The organism is Rhodococcus sp. 05-2255-1e (assembly GCF_002259025.1).
GTDB classification, from domain to species: Bacteria; Actinomycetota; Actinomycetes; order Mycobacteriales; family Mycobacteriaceae; genus Rhodococcoides; species Rhodococcoides fascians.
On the sequence record NZ_NOZE01000009.1, the window covers coordinates 895,001 to 921,159 of the forward strand.

Genomic DNA, 26,159 nt, shown 5'->3' on the forward strand with positions numbered 1-26,159 from the left:
TCGGAATCGGAATCGAGCTCGCGTGAAACGTTCGTTGACCCTCGGAGCCGGGTTGTGCGTGGTGGCGCTGTCTGCCGGCGCGTGCTCGTCGGCCGGCATCTATGCCATTCCGCTACCCGGTGGTGCCGACGTCGGCGACAACCCGTTCAATCTGACGGTGCAGTTCGACGATGTGCTGGACCTGGTGCCGCAGTCGACCGTCAAGGTCGACGGTGTCCCCGTCGGTCGCGTCGACTCCATCTCGGTGCCGAACGACGGGTGGACCGCCGATGTCAACGTCATCCTGAACTCCGACGTGGATCTGCCGGCCAACGCGATCGCGTCGGTGCAGCAGACCAACCTGCTCGGTGAGAAGTTCGTGCAGCTCTCCGCACCTCCCGGTGACGAAGAGGCTGCACGTCTGCAGGACGGTGCCACGATCCCGCTCGATCGCACCCGCCACGCAACCGACATCGAGCAGGTACTCGGTGCCCTGTCGCTGCTGCTCAACGGCGGCGGCGTCGGGCAGCTCTCGCCGATCGTCAAAGAGCTGAGCACGGCGTTCGACGGTCGCGAAGGCAAGACCAAAGAGCTTCTGCAGCAGGCCAATACGTTGATCGACGGTCTCAATCAGCAGCGCGACGACATCACCCGCGCCATCGACGGTCTCGACACTCTCAGTGGTCGCGTCAACTCGCAGACCGACAAGATCGACGCAGTTCTCAAAGACCTGCCGATCGCGACGGAAGTTCTCGAGAAGCAACGCCCGCAGCTCACCGAGATGCTCGGGGCACTCGATCGACTCGGGGCCGTCGGCACCGATGTCATCGATCGCTCCAAGGACGACCTGATCGCAGATCTGCGTGCACTGCGTCCGACGCTGCAGGCCCTGGCCGATTCCGCGGACGACGTCGTCACCTCCCTCGCGGTGATCCCGACACTGCCGTTCGCGGACGGCACCGAGAAGATCATCGAGGGCAACTCGGCCAACCTGTTCCTCTCGCTGGATCTCTCGATCGGTACGGCGCTGCGGAACTTCGGTGTGGGAGAGGGCGATCCGGTCTACATCCAGCCGAAGTACGGCAACACGCTGCCGGTCGTGGATCCGTCGAATCCGTACTACAACGGAAACGGCCCGCGTCCGGGCTGGCCGACGATCTCGCTGCTGCCGTTGCCGCCCATCATTCCGTCGCCGGTTCCCGGACCGGGTGCGCCTGCGGGTGAGGCCGCCGGTGCTGCCGAGCCTGCACCGTTCGACCCGTTGGCTCCCGTGACCGATCTGCTCGAACGATTCGGAGTTGGACAGTGAGATCGAAGCTCGTTCGCTTTCAGTTGGTCGCGTTCGTCGTGGTCGCCCTGCTCGGGCTGATCTACGTCGGTGGCAAGTACGTCCGCCTGGACAACATGCTCGGGTTCGGGCAGTACGAGGTCGCACTCAACCTGGCCGACTCCGGCGGCATCTTCTCCAATGCCGAGGTGACGTACCGCGGTGTGCCGGTCGGAACCGTCGGCGATCTGCAGTTGACGTCGGACGGTGTCCGGGTGGCACTCAAACTCGACAACGGTGGACCCGACATCCCGGCCGACACCAAGGCCGTCGTTGCGAACCGTTCCGCGATCGGCGAGCAGTTCGTCGACCTGCAGCCGCAGTCCGATCAGGGTCCGTTCCTGGTGGACGGTTCGGAGATCGCACAGGCCGACACCGCTACGCCGGTTCCGGTGGAGGACGTGCTCGCGAACACGAACACGTTGGTCAGGTCGGTGCCGCTGGACACGTTGACCAATGTGGTCAACGAGCTCGGTGTCGCGTTCGACGGCAAGGGCAACGACCTGCAGTCTCTGGTCGATTCGCTCGGGAACATCTCCGAGTCGGCCAACGAGGCTCTGCCGCAGACTCTGTCGCTGGTTCGTGACGCGGTGCCGGTGCTCGACACACAGTCCGAGCAGTCGGATCTCATCCGCGAATTCAGCACGAGCCTGGATCAGGTGACGGCTCAGCTGAAGTCGAGTGATCCCGATATCCGTCGTCTCATCGATACCGGAACTGCTGCCGGAGACCAGGTCGGTGGTCTCATCACCGATGCAGGCCCGGCGTTGACGACCGATATCAACAATCTGGCCCTGGTCGCGGCTCAGGCCGAGCCGCGTACGGTCGCGCTCCGTCCGTTCCTGACGTTCCTGCCTGCACTCGGTGCCGGTATCTCGACCATCGTCCCGAACGACGGCACTATCCATCAGGGTCTGTTGCTCGAAACCAACAACCCGCCGCCGTGCACCGTCGGCTACGAGGGCAGCCAGGCCATCCTGGACGAGGAGAAGCGGAAGAATCCGAACTTCGACGAGACTCGGGAGAACTACCCACTGAACCTCGACGCGAACTGCGCGACGCCGCAGGGCAGCGTCACCGGTGTCCGTAGCGCGAACCGAATCGTGTTCGCCGATCCGGACGTGCCGCAGCCGTGGGACCTCAAGCCCAAGGTCGATCCCGAGAAGCTCAACCTCAACCCCATCGCCACCCAGTTGGCACCGCTCCTCGGCGTCACGCCGAAGTAGCGGGACCGAAGGAACTGCTGCTCAGCACTACTATCGGGCCGAGAGCGGTTCGGCCGGATATTACCGAGTAGTAGGGTGGCAGTGTGAACTCGAGCACCGAAACCCTGGAGTCGCCCGCGACTCCAGGGTCAAGCAAGACAGCAAAGATTCTGTTGGCCGTCGTCACGGTGATTGCCGTGGCGGCGCTCGCAGCGGCCGTGTTCTTCGGATACGGCTGGGGCACGGCGCTGTTGAGTGAGAAGCCCACCGCCGACACCCGCGATGCGGCGCTCACCGGCGCTCAGCAGGCTGCGGTCAACCTGAACACTGTGGATGCAGCCAACATCGACCAGTCGTTCGACAACATGAAGTCCTCGATCACCGGTGATCTGATGCTCAACGATCTGGAGCAGACCCGTTCGGGAATCACCGATCAGGTTCGTCAGTCCGGTGCCAAGAGCGAAGCCGAGGTGCTGCACGGCACCCTCACCGAGCTGAGCACCGACGAGAACACCGCAACGGCGCTCGTCGTCATCGCCACGACCACCACCTGGCCCGACCGGGTGGAGCGCAGCAAGCTGACCATGCGGATGGCCATGGAAGACGTAGACGGGGTGTGGAAGACCAACAAGGTCGATCCCATCGGTTCGCGGATCTCTCTCGACAACCCGAACACCAACCCCGTCATTCCGACGGAACCGGGTGGTCCCACCGACCCCAACGCGGTCGACCCCAGTACGGAAGCGACGCCGGCCCCCCAGCCGAACACCGGCGGCAACTGAGTTTGCCGGCAGCGCCGTCGTCCATCTGTACCGAAGTAAGCCTCGAAGGAGTTCTGCAGTGCCTCCCCAGCGTCGCAAGATCGTTCCCCCCACGACCACCAGCAAGGTACGTCGAAAGGTAGCCGGCACCGCCAAGCCGACGTCGGCCGAGACCGACGCACCGGCACCCGAGACAGCGGCACCCGAGACAGCGGCACCCGACGCCACGGCTACCGAGACAGCCGTCGGCACCACACCCGCGTCGGAGAAGCCCAGACTGGACAAGACAGATCCGGTCGAGACGGATACGGCCACGACACAGCCAGCCGAGACGCAGCCCGTCGACACGCAGCAGGACAAGTCGCGTCCGTCCAGGGCCGGGCTGAAGAAACCGGTCGCGCCCACCTCGACCGAGACGACCGAGACGACCGAATCGCCGAGGTCGGCGTCGGGTATCGGGTTCAAGCACGTGATCGTGGTCGCGGTCATCGCCGTGGTTCTCGGTGCTTTCGCAGCCGTCGCTGCATTCAAGCCGTTCGCGACGATCGACAACAAGGCATGGGTGGATTCTTCGGGGACGCAAGAGGTGACGTCGGCAGCTACCGACGCTCTGCAGACCCTGTACACGTACAAGGCCGAGACAATCGATGCAGATTTCGATGCGGCGCGGGCGGTGCTCAATCAGTCGATGCTCGACGAGTTCAACTCCACCGCCGAAACCACCAAATCTGCTGTGGTGCAAACCGATACCGGCACCGAGGCAATGGTCACCGATATCGGCGTCTCGCGACTCGAGGACGACAAGGCCGAACTGATCGCAAACGTCAACATCAGCGCTACTCAGAACGGCGTTGCCTCCGGCAGTGCGGAAGGCCCTCTGACGGTCAACATGGAGAAGATCGACGGCACCTGGAAGTTGTCGGCGATCGACGACCAGTAGACCCCGGCCGGTCGATACTTCGGCCCCGTCCGATGCAGCGTCAGCGCTGCTCGGACGGGGCTTTTCGTTGTTTTCACGGTCACCGTCGGTGTCCCTGGCCAGGTCTACCATCGCGTTTGCGTCCTGGCTTGGGGCGAGCCCTGGTTGTTCGGGACAACCATTCGATGCTCGACGGCCAGGGATGGATCCGATGAAAACGGAGCATGCTGGTCATGACTGACACGACAATCGATGTATCTGTAGTACCCGAGCGGTCGGGTCGCTCGGGATTTGCGGGCAGCGTCAATCCCGAGTTGTACCGACTGCTCACTGCGCTGAATCTCGATCGCGAGTACGTCCGCGGCGACGGCACCGTGCTGTTCGATTCTGCGGGCCGTCGGTCTCTGGACTTCGCGGGTGCCTACGGGGCGCTGCCGTTCGGGCACGGGCCGACGCCCATCTGGCAGGCGATCAACGATGTTCGTTGCAGCGGCGAGCCCATCTTCGTGCAGCCCTCGGTGCTCACCGCCGCAGGTGAACTGGCCGATCGTCTGGGGAGAATCGCACCCGAGGGATTGACGCGTACGACGTTCGTCAACAGTGGCACCGAAGCGACCGAGGTGGCGCTGAAGATCGCGCGGGCCCATACCGGCCGCCTCGGGGTGTTGACGACCGGGAACAGTTTTCACGGCAAGACGCTGGGGGCGCTGTCGGCGACGGGAAATATCAAGTACCAGAGTGGATTCGGGGCTCCGGTATTGGGATTCGACCACATCGCGTTCGGCGATGCAGAGGCACTCGACGCGGCTCTGGCGGCTGCGCCGGATCACTATGCGGTGTTCCTCGTCGAGCCGATTCAGGGTGAGGGCGGCGTGGTGTGCCCGCCCGACGGCTACTTGCGGCAGGTCCAGGAGATCTGCAACCGCCACGGTGTGTTGCTCGCGCTCGACGAGGTGCAGACGGGACTCGGCCGGACCGGCCGGATGTTCGCAGCCGAGCACGAGGGCGTGGTTCCCGACATTCTGACTCTCGCGAAAGCGCTCGGCGGCGGGATCGTGCCGGTGGGCGCGGTGCTGTGCCGCCCGGAGTTGGTGGGGGAGAGTTTCGCGCTTCGCCACACGTCGACGTTCGCGGGCAATGCCTTGGCCGCACGGGTCGGCCTGGCCGTCCTCGAGGAGTTGACCCGAGACGACTGCGCGGTGGTCACCGGAGCTGCCGCGCTCGGACGACAGTTGAAGAACGATCTGGCCGGCCTGGCCGAGAAGTATCCCTCGGTGGTCACCGAGGTACGTGGTCGCGGATTACTGCTGGGAATCGAACTCACCGCGGATGTGAACTTCGTCGGACGGCAGTCTCTGCTCGGTTCGATCGCGGATCAGCACAACCTGTCCGCGGTGATCTGCTCGTATCTGCTCAACGTCGAGGGCATTCGCGTGGCTCCGACTCTGTTCGGCAACAGGGTGATTCGTATCGAACCACCGTTGACGGTTTCCTCGTCGGCATGCTCGCGTCTGGTCGCTGCCCTCGATCGCGCGCTCGGCTACGCGGCCGAAGGGGACATGGACGGATTGTTCGGGCATCTGCTCGGGCGTCCGACTGTCGCCACTCCCGCGGCGCTCACGGCATTGCGTCCGGGCCGTACTCCCGACATCGCGGTACGGCCGGGCGATCGACGCTTCGCCTTCATCGCCCATCCTCTCGATCTCGGCTTCTTCGCTGCGTTCGATCCTGCGCTCGAGGTGTTCGACAATGCCGAGAGACAGGACTTGTTGGAGCGATTCGCTGCGTCGACGTCCGAGCTCGATCCGGCCTCGTTCGTCATCGGCAGCGGGCGGGTGTCCGGATTCGGAGACGCAACTGCGCACGGCGACCTGATCGGGCTGCCGTACACCTCCCAGCAGTTGCTGCAGCTGCCGACCGAGCGTGCGCTGGCAGTGGTGGGCGGAGCCGTCGAACTCGCGATCTCGCGCGGGGCAACCGTGGTCGGACTCGGCGGGTACTCGTCGGTGATCACCGGAAACGGGCTGGGTCTCGGTGCGACATCTCGGCCGATCACGACGGGCAACACCTTCACCGCGGCCGCGAGTCTGCGGGCCGTCCGACGTGTATGCCAGGAACGGGGTATCGATGTCGCTCGCGCGCGGGTGACGATTCTCGGTGCGGGTGGGGCGATCGGACGGACCATCGGCAAGCAATTGGCGGGTGAGGTCGGCAGTATCGCGTTGGTGGGCAGGCGCGGCGAGAACTCGGTGATCGCGCCGAAGTTGTGGGCTGCGGCGCAGGAGATGGTGGCGAGTGCCGGTTCGGGTTCGGGTGACCTGGCGGTGGCTGCCGCCGAGGTCGACGGCGACCTCGACGATCTGATCCGTTCGCGGCACATCGAATTCTTCACCGATCCTGTTGCTGCTGTGCGGGATTCGTTGATCGTCATCGCGGCGACGTCGGCTCCGCAGTCGTTGATCGATCCGACGGACCTGATGCAGGGGGCCATCGTCTGCGACGTGGCGCAGCCGCCGAACATCGGCCGGGACGTCCGCGGTGAACGGCCGGACGTGACGGTGTTCGACGGCGGAATCGTGCGGGTGCCGTCGGGCTCGGACTTCGGTTTGACGTACGGGTTGGCTCCGGGGCTGACGTACGCGTGCATGGCCGAGACGATGCTGATCGCATTGTCGGGCGAATTCGCGCTCCGCAGCATCGGGACCACTCTGGACGGTGAGAATGTCGAACGGTTGGGTGCGCTGGCCGACGTTCACGGCTTCACGCTCGCCGAGGCCACCCGGTGGCGTCAGGACGCTCACTAGGTGACCGGGGCCGGAGGTCGCGAGAGCAGGTGGACCTCCGGTCCCGCCGCGCCGATGCGGGCGGTTCCCCATGGCACAAAGCCCATCGCCGTCCAGAATCCGAGGTTGCCCTCCTTGCAGATTCCGTACAGAGGTCGGCCCTCGCGATCGGTGCGCGCCTGCACGTGGGCCGACAGCGCAGCACCGACACCGGATCGGTGTGTGGACGGTTCGACGCCGAGGTAGACCCACAGCACAGCGTCGGGGGCGGGGGAGTTCTCGGTCAGGAGCCGATCCATCTCGATGCCGGCCCGGGTGCCGGAACCCATGGCCCACAACAGATGTGGACCGGACACCAGCTGCCGCCACCACGGTGGCGCGGGGGCGTCGTGTGGATGCCACAGTGACACTCCGACGATGCGGCCGTTCTCGACGGCGAGGTCGGCCCCACCTGCGGGAATGTAGCGGTGGCGGATCAGTGCGGCCATCATGCGCCGCTGTTTGCTCGGGCGGCTGGACGCGTCCGGGAAGAAGTATTCACTGACCGGGTCGTCGTCCTGGAAGGCGCGTGCCATCATCGTGGACATTTCGGCGATGTCTGCTGTGGTGGCCGTTCGGATCTCAATGGGCACGGCTGGTCTCCTCTGCGGGCGAGTGCGGACGTGGTGTGGCCTGCGGTCGCTTAGGGGTGGGGCGCAGCCACCAGTTGGCGTTGCCCATCGACGCGACGAGCGCGGGCACCAGCATCATGCGCACGATGGTGGCGTCGATGACGAGACCGACGATGATGCCGATGCCCACGAGCCGCATCATGGCGAGTTCGGACAGCGAGAAGAATGCGGTGACGGTGATGAGCAGTAGCGCGGCGGCCGTGACGACGCGTCCGGTGTGGGCGGCACCGATGCGGACGGCGTCCCGGGTGGTGGCTCCTGAATCGTGTGCTTCGACGATGCGGGAGAGCAGGAAGATCTCGTAGTCGGTGGACAGGCCGAACACCACCGCCATGATGAGGATGCTCATCGTCGACTGCAACGGCCCCGGGGTGACGCCGATCCACTCGGCACCGTGGCCGTCGACGAAGATCCAGGTGAGCACTCCGAAGGTGGCACCGAGGCTGATCGATGCCATCGCAATTGCCTTGACGCTGAGCACGATCGAGCGGAACGCCACCGTCGTCATCACGAACGTGGCGAGAACCATGATGGTCAGCATCCACGGAAGCGTCGCGTAGATGGCGTCCATGCCGTCCTGGCTCTGCGCGGTGCCGCCGCCCACGCGCAATGTCGTCCCGATCGGGGCCGGGATCGACCGGATGGAGTCCAGTGTCTCCAGGGCACCTGCCGTGCGATCGGGTGAGCTCATGATGGCGTCGACGACGGTCAGGTTGTCCACGGTTCCGCCGGGGACTGCTGCAACGACACCGAGTGACGCGTCGACCGCTCTGGTCACTTCGGCGACCGCTGCGGGACTCGGTGGGGAGTCGGTGTCGGATTCGACGAGGACGGTGACACCGGTGTTCGCGAGCGGGAATTCGGTGAACAGCTTCTCGGTGGCGATTTTCGCGGACGCGTCGGAGGGGAGGCCCGTGTGGTCGAGATCGCCCAACCGGGCACCGAGAATCGGCGCACTGAGCAGTGCAAGTATCGCGACAATGGCTACGACGACGAGCACCGGTCTGCGCATGACGCGGTCTGCGACCGTGCCCCAGAACCGTTGGGCGCGTGCGTCGCCTCGGTCGATAGCGCCTGTGCGCCAACTCCACGAGTCGATACGGTGTCCGAGGATCGCGAGCGCTGCGGGCAGTGCGGTCAGTGAGATGACGGCAGCAACGGCCACCGCGGCCATGCCGCCGAAGCCGAGAGATCGAATCATCGACTGCGGGAAGATCAGCATGCCCACGAACCCACAGACGAGCAACAGGGCCGAGAACGCCACGGTGCGGCCTGCGGTGAACATCGTGCGGCGCACCGCATCTGCCGGGTCTCGGCCGTCACGTAGTTCCTCGCGGAAACGCGTGATGACGAACAGGCTGTAGTCGACGGCCATCCCGAGTCCGACGAGCGAGGCGATATTGGTGGCGAACACCGATACTTCGGTGACCTCGTTCAGTGCACGCAGTACGGCGAGCGACGCCACGACGCTCATGCCGCCGATGACCAACGGCGTTGCAGCAGCGACGAGTCCGCCGAATATCAACAGCAGCAGGACGAGCAGAATCGGGAACGTGATTGTCTCGGCCCGCACCAGATCCGCTCGCGCCTGCTCGTTGTAGGCGTCGGCGATGGCCGAGAAGCCGCCGAACTGCACGGTCGCGCCGTCGATCGTCAACTCCGCACGCAGGTCCCGGTAGGTCTTGACGCGTCGGTCCTCGTCGCCGGTCAGTGTCAGGACCGCGAGTGCGGACCGGCCGTCGAACGATCGCAGACCCGACGCGAACGCGTCCGGCACGGTCCAGTAGGTGATGGGAGTGCGGGCGAGCAGTCCGTCGTCGATGTCGTCGAGGCGACCGAGAACGGTGTCGCCGATGTCGTCGATCGAGCGTCCGTCCGTCGGGGTAAAGACCACCGCGACGTCGGGAACCTTTCGGCCGAAACGCGATTCGACCAACGCGTCCACTTCGGCCGATTCACTGGCCGGGTCGGTGTACCCGCCCAGGCTCAGTTCGTCGACGACACCGATGCCCCACGCACCCGCGGCCAGCACGAGCGCGACCACGGTGACCAGTACCCACCGCGCACGTTCGACGACGAAGTCGACCGGGCCGGTGCCGGTGGTCACGACGCACCCGGGGCGTCGACGCAGTCGACGAAGGACGCCAGTGCGGTCAACGCGGCGTCGATCTGTGCGTGCGTGTGTTCGCTCGAGAGGAAGAACCGGAGCCGTTCCTGGCCCACCGGTACCGAGGGATAGGTGATGGCGTTGACGTTGATGCCCTGGTGCAACAGTGCGACGCAGGCCAGTACGGTTCGTTGGGTGTCGCCGATGACGATCGGCAGAATGGACGTGCCCTCGGCGGTCCCGGTGTCGAACCCGTGAGAGCGTGCGCGGGTGAACGCATAGCGGCCGTTCTCGCGCAGGCGTTCGACACGGTCCGGTTCGGCGGTGAGCACGTTCAGCGCCATATTCGCCGCTGCCACTGCGGACGGCGCGGGTCCGGCGGTGAACATGCTCAATCCCGGTGCGGAGTACTTGAATCCGCGGATCAGCTCGCGGGAGCCGGCCAGGAACCCGCCGACGCTGCCGAGGGCCTTGGACATGGTTCCCATCCACACGTCGACGGCGTCGCCGGGCAGGCCGTAGAGTTCGCGGATGCCGAGGCCGCGCTGACCCAGTACGCCGAACGCGTGTGCTTCGTCGACCATCACGGCGCAGTCGTAACGCCGGGCCACGGCGATCAACTCGGGGAGTACGGCGACGTCGCCGTCCATGCTGTAGTGGCTTTCGAGGATCACCATCGCGCGTGCGAAACTGCCGCGCGACATCTTCAGTATCGCCTCGAGTGCATCGGGGTCGTTGTGACGGAACAACACTCGTCGACACCCTGCCCATTCGGTCCCCGAGACGATGCTGCTGTGGACCAGGGTGTCGCACACTGCCAGGTCACCTTTGCCCAGCAGGTAGCCGACCGCGGCGGCGTTGGTGAGGTACCCGCTTGCGGTGATCACCGTGTCGTCGACGTCGTAGATGCGGGCGAGCGCCGACTCGAACTCCTCGTAGAGCGGAATCTGGCCGCTCACGATGCGGCTGCCGGACACCGATGTTCCGTAACGATCGATCGCGTCCTTGGCTGCGTCCATCACGCGCCGGTCCGAGCTCAGTCCCAGGTAGTTGAAGCTGCCGAAATTGATCATGTCGCGGTCGAGCTGTCGGATGGTTGCTCCGGCCGTGCCGTCGTGCGGCAGGTACAGCGGGTTGGGCACACCGAGTTCCGCGAACATCCGGTCGACTCCGTCGAATTGTGCGGTGGTCGCCGCGACGTCGGGATGATCGGCCAGAGACCCGCTTCGCTGCCCCTTACCGTGCCCGGCAGCGGCAGGTTCGGCGGCTGTGGGTCCACGGCCGATCGACTCGGGGCCGGTGTCCACGTTCACCGTGGAGTACCCGCCGCGGGCGAGCAGCCTGCGAGCGATCTCTCGTGAATCGACGCTCATGGTGCGACCGCTTCCAGAGGGGCGGACGGGGGCACGGTAGATGCGGTGTTACCCGCGGCGGCATTCCTGGTGATGCTCGCAGCGAGTTTCGCTCCGATCGCGGCAAGGCCTTGACCACGCCCGAACTCGAGCACCGACATTTCGAGACCCACGGATTTGCCGACCCGAGCGGCGAATTCGACTGCCATCAGTGAGTCGAGGCCCAGTTCCGGTAAGGGTGTCGAGGTGTCGACTGCATCCGGATCGATGCCCATGACGGCAGCGAGCTGCTCGGCCAGAACGAACGTCAGCACGTCCGCGCGTTGGTCCTCGGGCAGCGCGAGTATTTCGGCGTGCAGTGCGGTGACGCCCGACCCGCCGGTGCTCGCTGCGGCGATGTGCGCTGCGAAGCGTGGGATGTGCGCGGACGCGGGGTTGGCGATACCCCATTGTTCCCAGTCGATTCCGACGACGGCCACGTGCGGGAGATCCAGTGTCAGGCATTCGCCCAGATAGCGGGCCGCGGCGTCCATGTCGACATTGCGAAAGCCGAGCATGTCGAGGTAGCGCACCACCTCCTCCGCAGTTTCCGCCATGCCCCCTCCGCTCATCGCGCCCCAACTGACCGTCAATGCCGACTTACCGCGGGCACGCCGGGACCAGGCGAGTGCATCGAGCACGGAGTTGGCGGCGGAATAGGACACCTGCGGAGTGCCACCGCTGAGGCTGCTCATCGAGGAGAACAGGACGAAGATCGCAGGATCGATACCGGCGACGTCGAGTGCGCGATCGAGGTTCAGTGCGCCGGTTACCTTGGGCGCGAACACTTCTCGAACGGATTGTTCGGTGATGTTCGCGACCGGCAGGTTGTCCACCACCCCGGCGGTGTGGAACACCCCGCCGAGCGGTGCGTCGGCGACGGTGCGTCCGATCAGTTCGGCCACTGCGTCGTAGTGCGAGATGTCCACGCGTTCGGCGACCACTCGTACTCCGGCTGCCTCGAACGCGGCGACTCCCGCGATGGCGGTCTCGGTGGTTGCTCCGCTGCGCCCGACGAGTACGAGGTGTCGTGCGCCCTCTGCGACGAGCCAGCGTGCGATCGCCATTCCGAACGCGCCGAATCCGCCGGTGACGATGTAGGCGGCCGTGGGATCAATGCGTACGGTCGGGACCTCGGGCCGGACCGAGGGCATGTCGTCGTCGAAGGACAGTACGACGCGGCCGGTGTGAGTGGAGCGCACGACAGCGTCGAACGCGTCGGCGACGCGAGCGAGCGGGTACGTCGTGTACGGCAGTGGTGTGTACGTGCGGTCCACCAACCCCGCGATGACGGCCTCGGTGACCTGCCGCGCCAGAGCCGGCTTGAACTCGAACATTCGGTCCATGTCGACGGCGAAGAAGGTGAGATTGCGATCGAACGGGGCGAGGTCCAGTACGCCGCCGAAGTAGATGTCGGCTTTCCCCAGCTCGACGATGCGGCCGAATTCCGCTGCCACATGCAGGTTCTGGGCCATGATCTCACCCGGCGAGGAGTTGTAGACGACGTCGACGCCTCGTCCGTCGGTCAGCACACGAATGTCGTCGGCGAAGTTCAGTGATCTGGACGCGAGCACGTGGTGAGCACCGGCCTCGGTTGCGACTGCTCGCCGCTCCTCGGTGCCTGCGGTCGCGATCACGACTGCTCCGAGTCCGCGGGCGACCTGGATTGCGGCCAATCCCAACCCGCCCGCGGCACCGTGGATCAGGACGGTCTCGCCGGGTCGAACTCGGGCGAGATCGAGTAGGCCGAATCGCGCGCACATCAGCGGCAGGATCGACGAGCACCACCCGAACTCCCAGTCGGACGGTACCTTCGCCGAGCCCCCTTCGTCGGCGTCGAGGGTGACGAAGCGCGCCATGATGTTTCGTGAGCACAAACCGATGTGATCGCCCGGTGCGATGCCGTCCACGTCCGGTCCGACGCGCGTCACGACACCGAGTCCGCCGAGCCCGAGTGTCGTGCCGAAGTAGGTACCCGCGAGTTCGCGCTCGGTCAGCACTCCCATGACCTTGAGCGGATCCTTGTAGTTGATGTCGATTGCGCGGACCTGAACCTCGATCTGGCCGGGGCCGGGCTCCATGCGCGCTGTCGCGCGAAAGGCGATATCGGACAACATCTTCGATGCCGGAGCCTCGATCGCGAAGGACGCCTCCCGGTCCAGTAGCGGGGCGGGTGTATCGCGTAGCGCCAGGTGGTCACGCAAATTGCTGCGCAGCCTCACCGCCCATCGAGAACCCTGGCGCAGAGCCACCTCGTCGGCATCGTCGCCTGCGTAGGGCCCGAACGCGATCGTCTCGGTCACCACCTGCTCGACATCGGTGTCGGCTTCGGTGTCCACCAGACGCCACGCCGCAGGGGATTGTTCGTTGCGCAGTGACCGTCGGGCACCGACGAGGCCGGAGTGGGTCAGCTGCGCGCCGGCGGGATCGCCCGGCATGCAGAAGGCCTTCTCGGTCACGATCACCGCGGTGACGGACCCCGGCTCGGAGGCCGGCCCGTTCGAGTCGCCGTACAGCGCGTTCTGCACGGTGCGTGCGATGGTGGTCAGGGCGTGCACGGCCGACGCCGGGTCTGCGAACTCGCCGGCGACGGCGACGACGGTGGCGCGGTCGACACCGTCGGCCTCGAGACCGGTACGTAGAATTCTGGTCAGGTCGGTGGCGTCGAAGGTGTTCTGCGCCAACACTACCGACGTTCGGCGGGCGCGGGCGATGGCCTCGGCGCGCGTGTGTGCTCGGCTGTCGGCTGCGGCGTCGCCCAGCACTACGACCAGAGCGAAGTCGCGATCGGTGTCTGCTGCGGGCATCGGAGCATCGCGGTTGTCCCGCAATTCCCACACCGGTTCGTAGAACAACCGGTCCAGTTCGGTGTGCAGCGACTGCGGCGGCGCAATCGGTTTGAACTCGACGCCGCCCAACGCGACCGCGGCCCGGCCCTCGTCGTCGGTCACGGTGATGTCGGCTCGCATCGGGTCGGATCCCGTCCGCCGCACCACGACGACGGCATGGTCGGGAATCGGTCCGTACCTGCGGACGGACGCGATGGTGGCCGGAACCACTGCGCCGCTGCGGTCCCCGGCGGCAGCCGACGAACCCAGCGCTGTTCCAGCCAGTGCAGCGGTTCCGGCCAGTGCAGCGACGCATTGCAGCGCGGTGTCCAGTACCGCGGGATGCACCAGGTGACGGGAGCCGGAGTGACGGCCGGCGTCGATGACGGCGACGACTGTGTCGGTGTCGATTCGGGCGGAGACGATGCCCTGGAAGGCCGGTCCGTAGTGCAACCCGGCCGCGGCGAGCAGCGGATACAGCGCGTCTCCGGTGATCTCGACGGCGGCGTCGGAGATCTCAGCGGCGACGAACGGGGCGTCGAATCGCCCCTCCACGAGGCGGCCCGTGGCGTTGACGGTCCATTGGGTGTCGGCCGCCGACCGCGAGCGCAGCACGAATCTTCTCGTCGAGTCCTCCACCGAGATCTGCAGAACGGGAACGTCGTCGGCGTCGATCACCAGCGGGGCGACGAACTCCACGTTCTCGGCTGCGGCCTCGGGATGTCCGGTCCGCGCGGCCGCGGCGCTCAGTGCGGCGTCGAGGTATGCGGTACCGGGTAGCAGCACGAGACCGTCGACGACGTGATCGCGCAACCACGGAAGTTGGGCAACGGCCAGTTCGACGCTCCAGTGGGAACCGGCCGCGTCGGAACGTTCGCCGAGCAGGGGGTAGGTGTCGGGGGCGCCGAACCTGTCGAGAATCGAGGATTCGGGCTCGGACCAGCAGCGTGTGCGTTGCCACGGGTATGTGGGCAGCTCCCTGTGCGGCGATACGGCTGCAGAGCCGTCGAAGGAGCCGCTCGCGTACAGACCCTGGATTGCGGCCGTCAGGCTCGATCGGTCGTCCGCCCCACGTACCAACGTTCCGATCGACGTTCCGGTCTCGCCGGCTCGGATCAGGATTTCCCTGATATTGCCCGAGAGCACCGGATGGGGGCCGACTTCGAGGAAGACGCGGTGGCCGTCGGCGATGAGAGCGGCCATCGTGTCGGCGAAACGCACCGGGCGTCGAACGTTGTCGCACCAGTAGCTCGAGTTCCATTCTGCGCCGGTGACGCGCTCTGCCGTGACCGTCGAGTACAGCGCGAGGCCAGGGACCTGTGCATCGATGGTGTGCAGGGCCGAATCGATCTGCGCCAGAATGGGATCCATGAGGTGGCTGTGGTACGGCACCTCGACGTGCAGCATCTTGGCAAAAACTCCGCTGCCGGTGAGTATCTCGGCGAATGCTGCCAATGTGGTTGTGTCGCCTGCCAACGTGACCGCGGTCGGGCTGTTGATCGCGGCCACCGAGATCTCCGCGGACACGCCGTGCTCCTGGATCCGGGCCATGGCATCGTTCTCGGACAATCCGACGGCCAGCATGCCGCCGGAGCCTGCGGTGGTGGCCTGCAATCGGGCGCGGTGGTAGCTGACGAGCAGGGCGTCGTGCAGGCTCAGTGCTCCGCTGATGTAAGCGGCGCTGACCTCGCCGACGCTGTGTCCGACGACCGTGGTCGGTGCTATCCCGAGGGAGCCGAGCTCGGCGACGAGAGCGACCTGGACGAGGAAGTTCGCCGGTTGCGCGATCGAGGTATCGGTGACCCGGGATACGTCCTCGTCCCGGGTCAGTTCCTCGATGATCGACCAACCGGCGATGTCGACGAACGCAGCATCGACGAGCCGTGCGACACGGGCGAATTCGCCGTCCGCGAGCAGCAGTTCGCGGGCCATGGCCCACCACTGCGGGCCCATGCCGCTGAAGACGAACACCGGCACCGCGCTGTGGCCGACGACGGTGTGGGCGGTCGACCCACTGCCGCCCGCGAACGAGACCAGGGCGCCGAGCAAGTCATCTGCATCGGTGTAGGGGAGTGCGGCCCGGACAGGGTGGTGGGCTCGACGCGACCACGCGGCCGAGGTGAGCGCAGGTAGTTCGTCCGCGCGGCCGGAATCGATCAGATCCTGCACCGTAGTTCCGAATGCCGCGGCGGACGCACGTGCGGCCGCGTCGGTCCGTCCGGAGACGGGGAACAGCCGAAGTTCGACGGTGTCGTTCGCAGGTCCGGTGGCCGGCGCGTCGGGCTGGGCCGGTGCCGCAGACATCACGACGTGCGCGTTCGTACCGCCGTATCCGAAGCCGTTGATGGCCACGTACGGGTCTGCATCGGCGAAGGGTTCCACGGCCACCGGAATGCGAATGTTCAGCTCGTCGAACGGGATTGCCGGATTGAGCGTGTGCAGCCACGCCTGCGGCACGATGGTCCGATGGTGCAGCGTCAATGCCGATTTGATGAGGCCGGCGATGCCCGCGGCCGCTTCCGTATGCCCGATCGCGGCTTTGATGGACCCGACCACCAGCGGGCTTTCGCGTCCGTCGACCACGCCGTAGGCTCCGCCGAGCGCCTCGAGTTCGAGTGGGTCTCCCACCGCGGTTCCCGTGCCGTGCGCTTCGACGTAGCCGACCCGTCCGGGTTCGATACCTGCTTCGGCGCACACTCGGGTGGCGAGTGCGTGTTGCGAGACGGGATTGGGGACGGGAATGGCGATGGTGCGCCCGTCCTGGTTCACGCCGGAACCTCGAATCACCGAATAGATCCGGTCCCCGTCCGCGATCGCATCCGCCAGGGGGCGGAGCAGCACCATGCCCGCGCCTTCGCCGCGGCCGTATCCGTCGGCGGCGGCGTCGAAGGACTTCGATCGGCCGTCGAACGAGAGAAACCTGCCCTTGCACATCGAGACGAACGTCTCGGGGCGGAACATCGCATTGGCTCCGCCGACCAGGGCCATGGTGCATTCGCCGCGCTCGAGTGCGCGGACGGCCTGGTGAACGGCGACGAGGGACGACGAGCATGCGGTGTCGATCGTCATGGACGGTCCGACGAGATCGAGCGCGAACGAGATGCGATTGGAGAGCAACGTATGCGAGGAACTGGTGGCGCTGTGCGAATTGATTTGGGCACGTGCGGAACTGGATGCGCGCAGCCCGGCCGAATCGTTGGTGAATCCGCCGACGAACACTCCGATCGGTTGCCCGCTGACCCGGCCTGCGTGCCCGGCGTCGTCGAGCGCTTCCCAGGCGACTTCGAGTAGGAGACGTTGCTGAGGGTCGGTCACCGAGGCCTCGCGAGGCGACATTCCGAAGAATTCGGGGTCGAAGTCCCACAGCGACTGGGTCAGGAATCCGCCGCGTCGGGTGTAGGCGCGTCCCGGCGCGTCGGGATTCGGGTCGTAGAAGCGATCGGCGTTCCACCGATCCGCGGGTATGTCGACGATGCCGTCGCCCTTGTCGAGCATGAACTTCCAGAAGCTGGGGCCATCGTGTACCCCGCCTGGGAATCTGCATCCGATTCCGACCACTGCCACCGCGACCATGCTGTCCCCCCGAGAGACAAAGAGTTGTGTTGTGCGAATGCGTTTGTTGCGCAAAAGAAAAGACGCGCGTCGACGAATCGAACCCCCTCGTCGACGACCCCCGTTGCGACAAAGTGAATACAATCAGACCGGGGGCCGGATTTCCATAGCAACCGAGGGGTTGCGTCGATCGGGTCGGTCTGCATGGTCGATCACGACTCGACCGTTGTCGTTGCAAATGAAATGCGTGTTCCACCAATATCTTTCGTGATTGTCGCGAAGGATCTGACAGCTCACGCGGGAATCGCGGTCCGCAACTGGGCTCGGGTCGCAGTCGCCGGAGCCCCGATCCGACGAATGTCGATCGGCAGATCCCTCGGTAGCGATTCGTCCGGGTCGCCGCGATCGGCGGGATGAACGGCTGAAGCGAACGGCTGGAGTGAACTGCAGGGGTGATCAGCTTCCGTGTCGGTCGGGAGGACCGGCAGACTCGCGTCTGTGCCAGTCGTCACAACGGTCGCCTCGGGCCGGGTCGATGCGTCGGTTTCTCGCGGACCTCTTGACGAAGGGAGGCGCAAGGTTCACTCTTGTCGTCAGGAGCACCCCCTTGCGGTATCGGGCGCAAACCTGTTCGAGGCGGCGTGGCGACACGCTTTCCTCGACTCGGTGCGAGAACGGACCTCGGGTGTTACTTTTGATGCCCCCGTTGCGCCTTGCGCACATTTGGGGTATCTTTGGACGTTGCGCTGGCTGCCTCCTGTCCACCTCTCGATCGCTGTTACCCGAAAGCACGTTTTCGGGCCGCTGTGATGGGGATTCGGTCTGGTTGCGACCAGCCGAAATTCGCCCCACATATAGCAAACAGATACAGCGGCGGTCGCCATGTCGTTTCGGTTGACAGAACGGCGCGACCCGCGTGAGGTGCTGGAAGGACGCATCTTGGCAGTCTCTAGCCAGACCAAGGCAGTTGTCGGAACACCGGGAGCCCCGAGGAGGGTTTCGTTCGCGAACATTCGCGAGCCGTTGGAGGTACCCGGTCTCCTCGATGTACAGACGGACTCGTTCGAGTGGCTGGTAGGTGCGCAGAGTTGGCGCGACCGTGCCGCCGCCCGCGGAGACAGTGGTGTCTCCGGCGGACTCGAGGACATCCTGACCGAGCTCTCTCCGATCGAGGACTTCTCGGGCTCGATGTCGCTCTCCTTCTCCGACCCACGATTCGACGAGGTCAAGGCCTCGACCGATGAGTGCAAGGACAAGGACATGACGTACGCGGCTCCGCTGTTCGTCACCGCCGAGTTCATCAACAACAACACCGGCGAGATCAAGAGCCAGACGGTCTTCATGGGTGATTTCCCGATGATGACCGACAAGGGCACCTTCATCATCAACGGCACCGAGCGCGTCGTCGTCTCGCAGCTGGTGCGTTCTCCGGGCGTCTACTTCGATCACTCGATCGACAAGACCACCGAGAAGGACCTGCACAGCGTCAAGGTCATCCCCGGCCGCGGTGCTTGGCTCGAGTTCGACGTCGACAAGCGCGACACCGTCGGTGTCCGCATCGACCGCAAGCGTCGTCAGCCCGTCACGGTGCTGCTGAAGGCTCTCGGCTGGTCCACCGAGCAGATCACGGAGCGCTTCGGCTTCTCCGAGATCCTCATGGCCACGCTGGAGAAGGACAACACCGCCGGTACCGACGAGGCTCTCCTCGACATCTACCGCAAGCTGCGTCCGGGCGAGCCGCCGACCAAGGAGTCGGCGCAGACCCTGCTGGAGAACCTGTTCTTCAAGGACAAGCGCTACGACCTCGCTCGCGTGGGTCGCTACAAGATCAACAAGAAGCTCGGCCTCAACTCGGGTCAGCCCATCGTGGCGTCGACCCTCACCGAGGAAGACATCGTCGCGACCATCGAGTACCTGGTGCGTCTGCACGCAGGTGAGACCTCGATGACCGCACCCGACGGCGTCGAGGTTCCGGTCGAGGTCGACGACATCGACCACTTCGGCAACCGTCGTCTGCGCACCGTGGGCGAGCTCATCCAGAACCAGATCCGCGTGGGCCTGTCCCGCATGGAGCGCGTCGTGCGCGAACGTATGACGACTCAGGACGTCGAGGCGATCACGCCGCAGACCCTGATCAACATCCGTCCCGTCGTCGCTGCGATCAAGGAGTTCTTCGGAACCTCCCAGCTCTCGCAGTTCATGGACCAGAACAACCCGCTGTCGGGTCTGACGCACAAGCGTCGCCTGTCGGCACTGGGACCCGGCGGTCTCTCTCGTGAGCGCGCCGGCCTCGAGGTCCGCGACGTGCACCCCTCGCACTATGGCCGCATGTGCCCCATCGAGACCCCGGAAGGCCCGAACATCGGCCTGATCGGTTCGCTCTCGGTGTACGCACGCGTCAACCCGTTCGGCTTCATCGAGACCCCGTACCGCAAGGTCGTCGACGGCAAGGTCACCGACGAGGTCGATTACCTGACCGCCGACGAGGAGGATCGCCACACGCTCGCGCAGGCGAACTCCCCGGTCGACGATTCGGGTCACTTCATCGAGGACAAGATTCTCGTTCGTCGTAAGGGTGGAGAGGTCGAGTTCGTCTCGTCCGACGACATCGATTACATGGACGTCTCGCCTCGTCAGATGGTGTCCGTCGCCACCGCGATGATTCCGTTCCTCGAGCACGACGATGCCAACCGTGCCCTGATGGGCGCGAACATGCAGCGTCAGGCTGTCCCGCTGGTCCGCAGCGAGGCTCCGATCGTCGGTACCGGCATGGAGCTGCGTGCCGCTGTCGACGCCGGTGACGTCGTCATCACCGAGAAGACCGGTGTCGTCGAAGAGGTCTCCGCCGACTACGTCACAGTCATGGCCGACGACGGATCGCGCAAGACCTACCGGATGCGCAAGTTCGCGCGTTCCAACCAGGGCACCTGCGCCAACCAGCGTCCGATCGTGGACGAGGGACAGCGCGTCGAGTCCGGCCAGGTCCTCGCCGACGGCCCCTGCACCGAGAACGGTGAGATGGCTCTCGGCAAGAACCTGCTGCTGGCGATCATGCCGTGGGAGGGCCACAACTACGAGGACGCGATCATCCTGTCGCAGCGCCTCGTGGAAGAGGACGTTCTCACCTCGATCCACATCGAGGAGCACGAGATCGATGCTCGCGACACCAAGCTCGGTGCCGAAGAGATCACTCGCGACATCCCGAACGTCTCCGACGAGGTCCTCGCAGACCTCGACGAGCGCGGCATCATCCGTATCGGTGCCGAGGTTCGTGACGGCGACGTGCTGGTCGGAAAGGTCACGCCGAAGGGCGAGACCGAGCTGACCCCCGAAGAGCGCCTGCTGCGCGCCATCTTCGGTGAGAAGGCTCGCGAAGTTCGCGACACCTCGCTCAAGGTTCCGCACGGCGAGAACGGAAAGGTCATCGGCATCCGCGTCTTCTCGCGCGACGACGACGACGATCTGCCTCCCGGCGTCAACGAGCTGGTCCGCGTCTACGTGGCTCAGAAGCGCAAGATCCAGGACGGCGACAAGCTCGCCGGCCGTCACGGCAACAAGGGCGTCATCGGCAAGATCCTCCCGCAGGAGGACATGCCGTTCCTGCCCGACGGCACCCCGATCGACATCATCCTCAACACCCACGGTGTTCCGCGTCGTATGAACATCGGTCAGGTCCTCGAAACCCACCTGGGTTGGATCGGCAAGACCGGTTGGAACGTGCAGATCGCCGCGGACGGCAGCAAGCCCGATTGGGCCGAACGCCTGCCCGAGGAGATGCTGGCGGCTCCGGCCGACAGCAACATCGCCACCCCGGTGTTCGACGGTGCCAAGGAGAATCAGCTCGCCGGCCTGCTGGAGAGCACGATCCCCAACCGCGACGGCGAGCAGATGGTCGGATCCGACGGAAAGGCCACGTTGTTCGACGGCCGCTCCGGCGAGCCGTTCCCGTACCCGGTGTCGGTGGGCTACATGTACATCATCAAGCTGCACCACTTGGTCGACGACAAGATCCACGCTCGTTCGACCGGGCCGTACTCGATGATCACGCAGCAGCCCCTCGGTGGTAAGGCCCAGTTCGGTGGACAGCGCTTCGGTGAGATGGAGTGCTGGGCCATGCAGGCCTACGGTGCCGCGTACACGCTGCAGGAGCTTCTCACCATCAAGTCGGACGACGTTGTCGGCCGCGTGAAGGTGTACGAGGCGATCGTCAAGGGCGAGAACATTCCCGAGCCCGGTATCCCCGAGTCCTTCAAGGTGCTCCTCAAGGAGCTCCAGTCCCTGTGCCTCAACGTGGAGGTGCTGTCCTCGGACGGCGCTGCCATCACGATGGCCGACGGTGACGACGAAGACCTCGAGCGTGCCGCAGCCAACCTGGGAATCAACCTCTCCCGCAACGAAGCTGCCACGGTCGACGACCTCGCTCAGTAGTTCTGTGGTCTCCGGGCCTGCGTCACTGCAGGCCCGGAGGCGTTTCTCTCATTTGCTCTTCCAGCACAACACCCATAACGGGGAAAGGAAGTTACGTGCTCGACGTCAACTTCTTCGATGAACTTCGCATTGGCCTTGCCACTGCGGACGACATCCGTCAGTGGTCCTACGGCGAGGTCAAGAAGCCGGAGACCATCAACTACCGCACGCTCAAGCCCGAGAAGGACGGCCTCTTCTGCGAGAAGATCTTCGGCCCCACCCGGGACTGGGAGTGCTACTGCGGCAAGTACAAGCGCGTCCGCTTCAAGGGCATCATCTGTGAGCGCTGTGGCGTCGAGGTCACTCGCGCCAAGGTTCGTCGTGAGCGCATGGGCCACATCGAACTGGCCGCTCCGGTCACGCACATCTGGTACTTCAAGGGTGTGCCGTCGCGTCTGGGCTACCTGCTCGACCTGGCTCCGAAGGATCTCGAGAAGATCATCTACTTCGCTGCCTACGTCATCACCACGGTCGACGACGAGCTCCGTCACAACGAGCTCTCGACGCTCGAGGCCGAGATGGAGGTCGAGAAGAAGGCCGTCGCAGATCAGCGCGACGCCGATCTCGAGGCTCGCGCGCAGAAGCTCGAAGCCGACATCGCCGAGCTCGAAGCCGAGGGTGCCAAGTCCGACGTGCGCCGCAAGGTCAAGGACGGCGGCGAGCGCGAGATGCGTCAGCTCCGTGACCGCGCACAGCGTGAGCTCGATCGTCTCGAAGAGATCTGGACCACGTTCACCAAGCTCGCTCCCAAGCAGCTCATCGTCGACGAGCTCATCTACCGCGAGCTCATCGACCGGTACGGCGAGTACTTCACCGGTGCCATGGGTGCCGAGTCGATCCAGAAGCTCATGCAGACCTTCGACATCGATGCCGAGGCGGAATCTCTTCGCGAGACCATCCGTAGTGGCAAGGGTCAGAAGAAGCTGCGCGCGCTCAAGCGTCTGAAGGTCGTCGCTGCGTTCCAGGCCGGCCGTAACTCGCCGATGGGCATGGTTCTCGACGCTGTCCCGGTCATCCCACCGGAGCTTCGTCCGATGGTGCAGCTCGACGGTGGCCGTTTCGCGACGTCCGACCTCAACGACCTGTACCGCCGCGTCATCAACCGCAACAACCGCCTCAAGCGTCTGATCGATCTCGGTGCTCCCGAGATCATCGTCAACAACGAGAAGCGGATGCTGCAGGAGTCGGTCGACGCCCTGTTCGACAACGGCCGTCGTGGACGTCCGGTCACCGGACCGGGTAACCGTCCGCTGAAGTCGCTCTCCGACTTGCTCAAGGGCAAGCAGGGTCGATTCCGTCAGAACCTCCTGGGCAAGCGCGTCGACTACTCGGGCCGTTCGGTCATCGTCGTCGGCCCGCAGCTCAAGCTGCACCAGTGCGGTCTGCCTAAGCTGATGGCTCTCGAGCTGTTCAAGCCGTTCGTGATGAAGCGTCTGGTGGATCTGAACCACGCGCAGAACATCAAGTCGGCCAAGCGCATGGTCGAGCGTCAGCGTCCGCAGGTGTGGGACGTTCTCGAAGAGGTCATCGCCGAGCACCCCGTGCTGCTGAACCGTGCACCCACCCTGCACCGGTTGGGCATCCAGGCGTTCGAGCCGCAGCTCGTCGAAGGCAAGGCCATCCAGCTGCACCCGCTCGTGTGTGAGGCGTTCAACGCCGACTTCGACGGTGACCAGATGGCTGTCCACCTCCCGCTGTCCGCCGAGGCCCAGGCCGAGGCACGCGTGCTGATGCTGTCGTCGAACAACATCCTCTCGCCGGCATCGGGCCGTCCGCTCGCCATGCCGCGTCTGGACATGGTGACGGGTCTGTACCACCTGACGCGTCTCGATGCCGGTGCTGTCGGCGAGCGCGTCGACGCATCGACCGATCAGGCCGAGTTCGGGGCGTACTCCTCCCCGGCCGAGGCTCAGATGGCCGTCGATCGCGGATCGCTGACCGTGCAGTCGCAGATTCGGGTTCGTCTCACCACGCAGCGCCCGCCGCGTGACATCGAGAACGAGCTGTTCCCCGAGGGCTGGAACCGCGGTGACGCATGGACCGCGGAGACCACTCTGGGACGCGTGCTCTTCAACGAGCTGCTTCCGGCGGACTACCCGTTCGTCAACGAGCAGATGCCGAAGAAGCGTCAGTCGACCATCATCAACGATCTCGCCGAGCGTTACCCGATGATCGTCGTCGCACAGACCGTCGACAAGCTCAAGGACGCAGGCTTCTACTGGGCCACGCGTTCGGGTGTCACCATCTCGATCTCCGACGTCCTCGTGCCGCCGGAGAAGCCGCAGATCATGGAGACCTTCGAGGCTCAGGCCGATCAGATCGAGAAGAAGTACCAGCGTGGCGCACTCGACAAGGTCGAGCGCAACTCCGCACTGGTCAAGATCTGGCAGGACGCGACCGAGCAGGTCGGTAAGGCCATGGAGGCCCACTTCCCCGACGACAACCCGATCCCGATGATCGTGAAGTCCGGCGCAGCCGGAAACATGACTCAGGTTCGCTCGCTCGCCGGCATGAAGGGTCTGGTGACGAACCCGAAGGGTGAGTTCATCCCGCGTCCGATCAAGTCTTCCTTCAAGGAAGGCCTGACGGTCCTCGAGTACTTCATCAACACGCACGGTGCTCGTAAGGGTCTGGCCGACACGGCGCTTCGTACCGCCGACTCGGGCTACCTGACGCGTCGTCTGGTCGACGTCTCGCAGGATGTCATCGTTCGGGAAACCGACTGTGGCACCGAGCGCGGCATCGTCACGACGATCGCCGAGAAGACCGCCGACGGCAAGATGATCCGCGACGCTCACGTCGAGACCAGCACGTACGCCCGCACCTTGGCGAACGACGCTGTCGACGAGAACGGCACGGTCATCGTCGCTCGTGGACACGATCTCGGTGACCCGGCCATCGACGCGCTGCTCGCTGCGGGCATCACGTCGGTGAAGGTTCGCTCGGTGCTCACCTGCACCACGGGAACCGGCGTCTGCGCCACCTGCTACGGCCGTTCGATGGCCACCGGCAAGCTGGTCGATATCGGTGAGGCCGTCGGTATCGTTGCCGCACAGTCCATCGGTGAGCCCGGAACCCAGCTGACCATGCGTACCTTCCACCAGGGTGGTGTCGCCGGAGATGACATCACCGGTGGTCTGCCTCGCGTGCAGGAGCTGTTCGAGGCACGTGTGCCGAAGGGCAAGGCTCCGATCGCTGACGTTTCGGGACGCATCCAGCTCGAGGACGGCGATCGTTTCTACAAGATCACCATCGTCCCGGACGACGGCGGCGAAGAGGTTGTCTACGACAAGCTCTCCAAGCGTCAGCGTCTGCGCGTCTTCAAGCACGACGACGGCACCGAGCGCCTGTTGGCGGACGGTGACCACGTCGAGGTCGGCCAGCAGCTCATGGAAGGTGCTGCCGATCCGCACGAGGTGCTGCGCGTGATGGGTCCTCGCCAGGTGCAGATCCACCTCGTCAACGAGGTCCAGGAGGTGTACCGGTCGCAGGGTGTGTCGATTCACGACAAGCACATCGAGACCATCGTGCGCCAGATGCTCCGTCGCGTGACGATCATCGACAGCGGCTCCACCGAATTCCTGCCCGGTTCACTCACCGAGCGCAGCGAATTCGAGTCGAGCAACCGTCGCGTCGTCTCCGAGGGTGGCGAGCCCGCAGCCGGACGTCCGGTCCTGATGGGTATCACCAAGGCGTCGCTGGCCACCGATTCGTGGCTGTCGGCAGCGTCCTTCCAGGAGACCACTCGTGTGCTCACCGACGCGGCTATCAACTGCCGTTCGGACAAGCTCATAGGTCTCAAGGAGAACGTCATCATCGGTAAGCTCATCCCGGCTGGTACCGGCATCAACCGGTACCGGAACATCACGGTGCAGCCGACCGAAGAGGCACGTGCCGCGGCATACGCGGTGCCGTCGTACGACGATCAGTACTACAGCCCGGACGGCTTCGGCCAGGGAACCGGTGCTGCAGTGCCGCTCGACGACTACGGTTTCTCCAACGAATACCGCTAGAGCGACTCCGTCGCATGTGACTGGAACTTCGTAGCCCACTACGAGTTTCCACTCACGACGACAGGGCGTGACCAACAAAGCCCCGCATCGACTTCGGTCGGTGCGGGGCTTTGTTCTATGTGGAGGGGGCGCGGTGAGTTTGCCGCGGCACTCGAG

11 protein-coding genes are annotated in these 26,159 nt (G+C 65.1%); 7 read left to right on the forward strand and 4 right to left on the reverse strand.

Features of this window, described 5'->3' with window-relative positions:
- Window positions 1-22: 22 nt before the first annotated feature.
- From CH262_RS07765 to CH262_RS07785, 5 genes are all read left to right on the forward strand, one after another.
- Window positions 23-1,288, forward strand: a complete 1,266-nt coding sequence (locus CH262_RS07765; protein WP_094622919.1) for an MCE family protein — start codon at window positions 23-25, stop codon at window positions 1,286-1,288.
- On the forward strand, window positions 1,285-2,532 hold the full coding sequence (locus tag CH262_RS07770) for an MCE family protein (RefSeq protein WP_032365276.1): 1,248 nt from the start codon (window positions 1,285-1,287) through the stop codon (window positions 2,530-2,532). Before CH262_RS07765 ends, CH262_RS07770 begins: the two co-directional genes overlap by 4 nt.
- A gap of 83 nt (window positions 2,533-2,615) precedes the next feature.
- Window positions 2,616-3,293, forward strand: coding sequence for a hypothetical protein (locus CH262_RS07775; protein WP_032365277.1), 678 nt, complete (start codon window positions 2,616-2,618; stop codon window positions 3,291-3,293).
- Between the two features lie 58 nt (window positions 3,294-3,351).
- Window positions 3,352-4,212 (forward strand): hypothetical protein, encoded by an 861-nt coding sequence (locus CH262_RS07780; RefSeq protein WP_094717323.1) that lies wholly within the window; start codon window positions 3,352-3,354, stop codon window positions 4,210-4,212.
- 212 nt (window positions 4,213-4,424) lie between these two features.
- Window positions 4,425-6,995 carry an aminotransferase class III-fold pyridoxal phosphate-dependent enzyme gene (locus CH262_RS07785; RefSeq protein ID WP_094717398.1) on the forward strand — a complete coding sequence of 857 codons (2,571 nt, stop codon included), beginning with the start codon at window positions 4,425-4,427 and terminating at the stop codon, window positions 6,993-6,995.
- On the opposite strand, the gene CH262_RS07790 is transcribed toward CH262_RS07785, so the two are convergent.
- From CH262_RS07790 to CH262_RS07805, 4 genes are read right to left on the reverse strand one after another with little or no spacing between them, the layout of a single operon-like run.
- The gene (locus tag CH262_RS07790; protein ID WP_256988729.1) at window positions 6,992-7,606 is read right to left on the reverse strand and encodes an N-acetyltransferase; all 615 of its coding nucleotides are present in this window, start codon (window positions 7,604-7,606) and stop codon (window positions 6,992-6,994) included. The genes CH262_RS07785 and CH262_RS07790 overlap by 4 nt on opposite strands.
- Window positions 7,596-9,752 (reverse strand): MMPL family transporter, encoded by a 2,157-nt coding sequence (locus CH262_RS07795; protein WP_094717324.1) that lies wholly within the window; start codon window positions 9,750-9,752, stop codon window positions 7,596-7,598. The genes CH262_RS07790 and CH262_RS07795 overlap by 11 nt, the downstream gene beginning before the upstream one ends.
- Window positions 9,749-11,125, reverse strand: a complete 1,377-nt coding sequence (locus tag CH262_RS07800; RefSeq protein WP_094717325.1) for an aminotransferase class I/II-fold pyridoxal phosphate-dependent enzyme — start codon at window positions 11,123-11,125, stop codon at window positions 9,749-9,751. Before CH262_RS07800 ends, CH262_RS07795 begins: the two co-directional genes overlap by 4 nt.
- Window positions 11,122-17,544, reverse strand: a complete 6,423-nt coding sequence (locus tag CH262_RS07805; protein ID WP_094717326.1) for a type I polyketide synthase — start codon at window positions 17,542-17,544, stop codon at window positions 11,122-11,124. The genes CH262_RS07800 and CH262_RS07805 overlap by 4 nt, the downstream gene beginning before the upstream one ends.
- A 900-nt stretch (window positions 17,545-18,444) precedes the next feature.
- Here CH262_RS07805 and rpoB point away from each other — a divergent pair.
- Both rpoB and CH262_RS07820 read left to right on the forward strand, forming a co-directional pair.
- Window positions 18,445-21,951: a DNA-directed RNA polymerase subunit beta gene (gene rpoB / locus CH262_RS07815; protein ID WP_032365281.1), complete on the forward strand. Its 3,507-nt coding sequence runs from the start codon at window positions 18,445-18,447 to the stop codon at window positions 21,949-21,951.
- A 95-nt stretch (window positions 21,952-22,046) separates the two neighbouring features.
- Window positions 22,047-26,003 carry a DNA-directed RNA polymerase subunit beta' gene (locus CH262_RS07820; protein ID WP_027498213.1) on the forward strand — a complete coding sequence of 1,319 codons (3,957 nt, stop codon included), beginning with the start codon at window positions 22,047-22,049 and terminating at the stop codon, window positions 26,001-26,003.
- The last annotated feature ends 156 nt before the right edge of the window (window positions 26,004-26,159 follow it).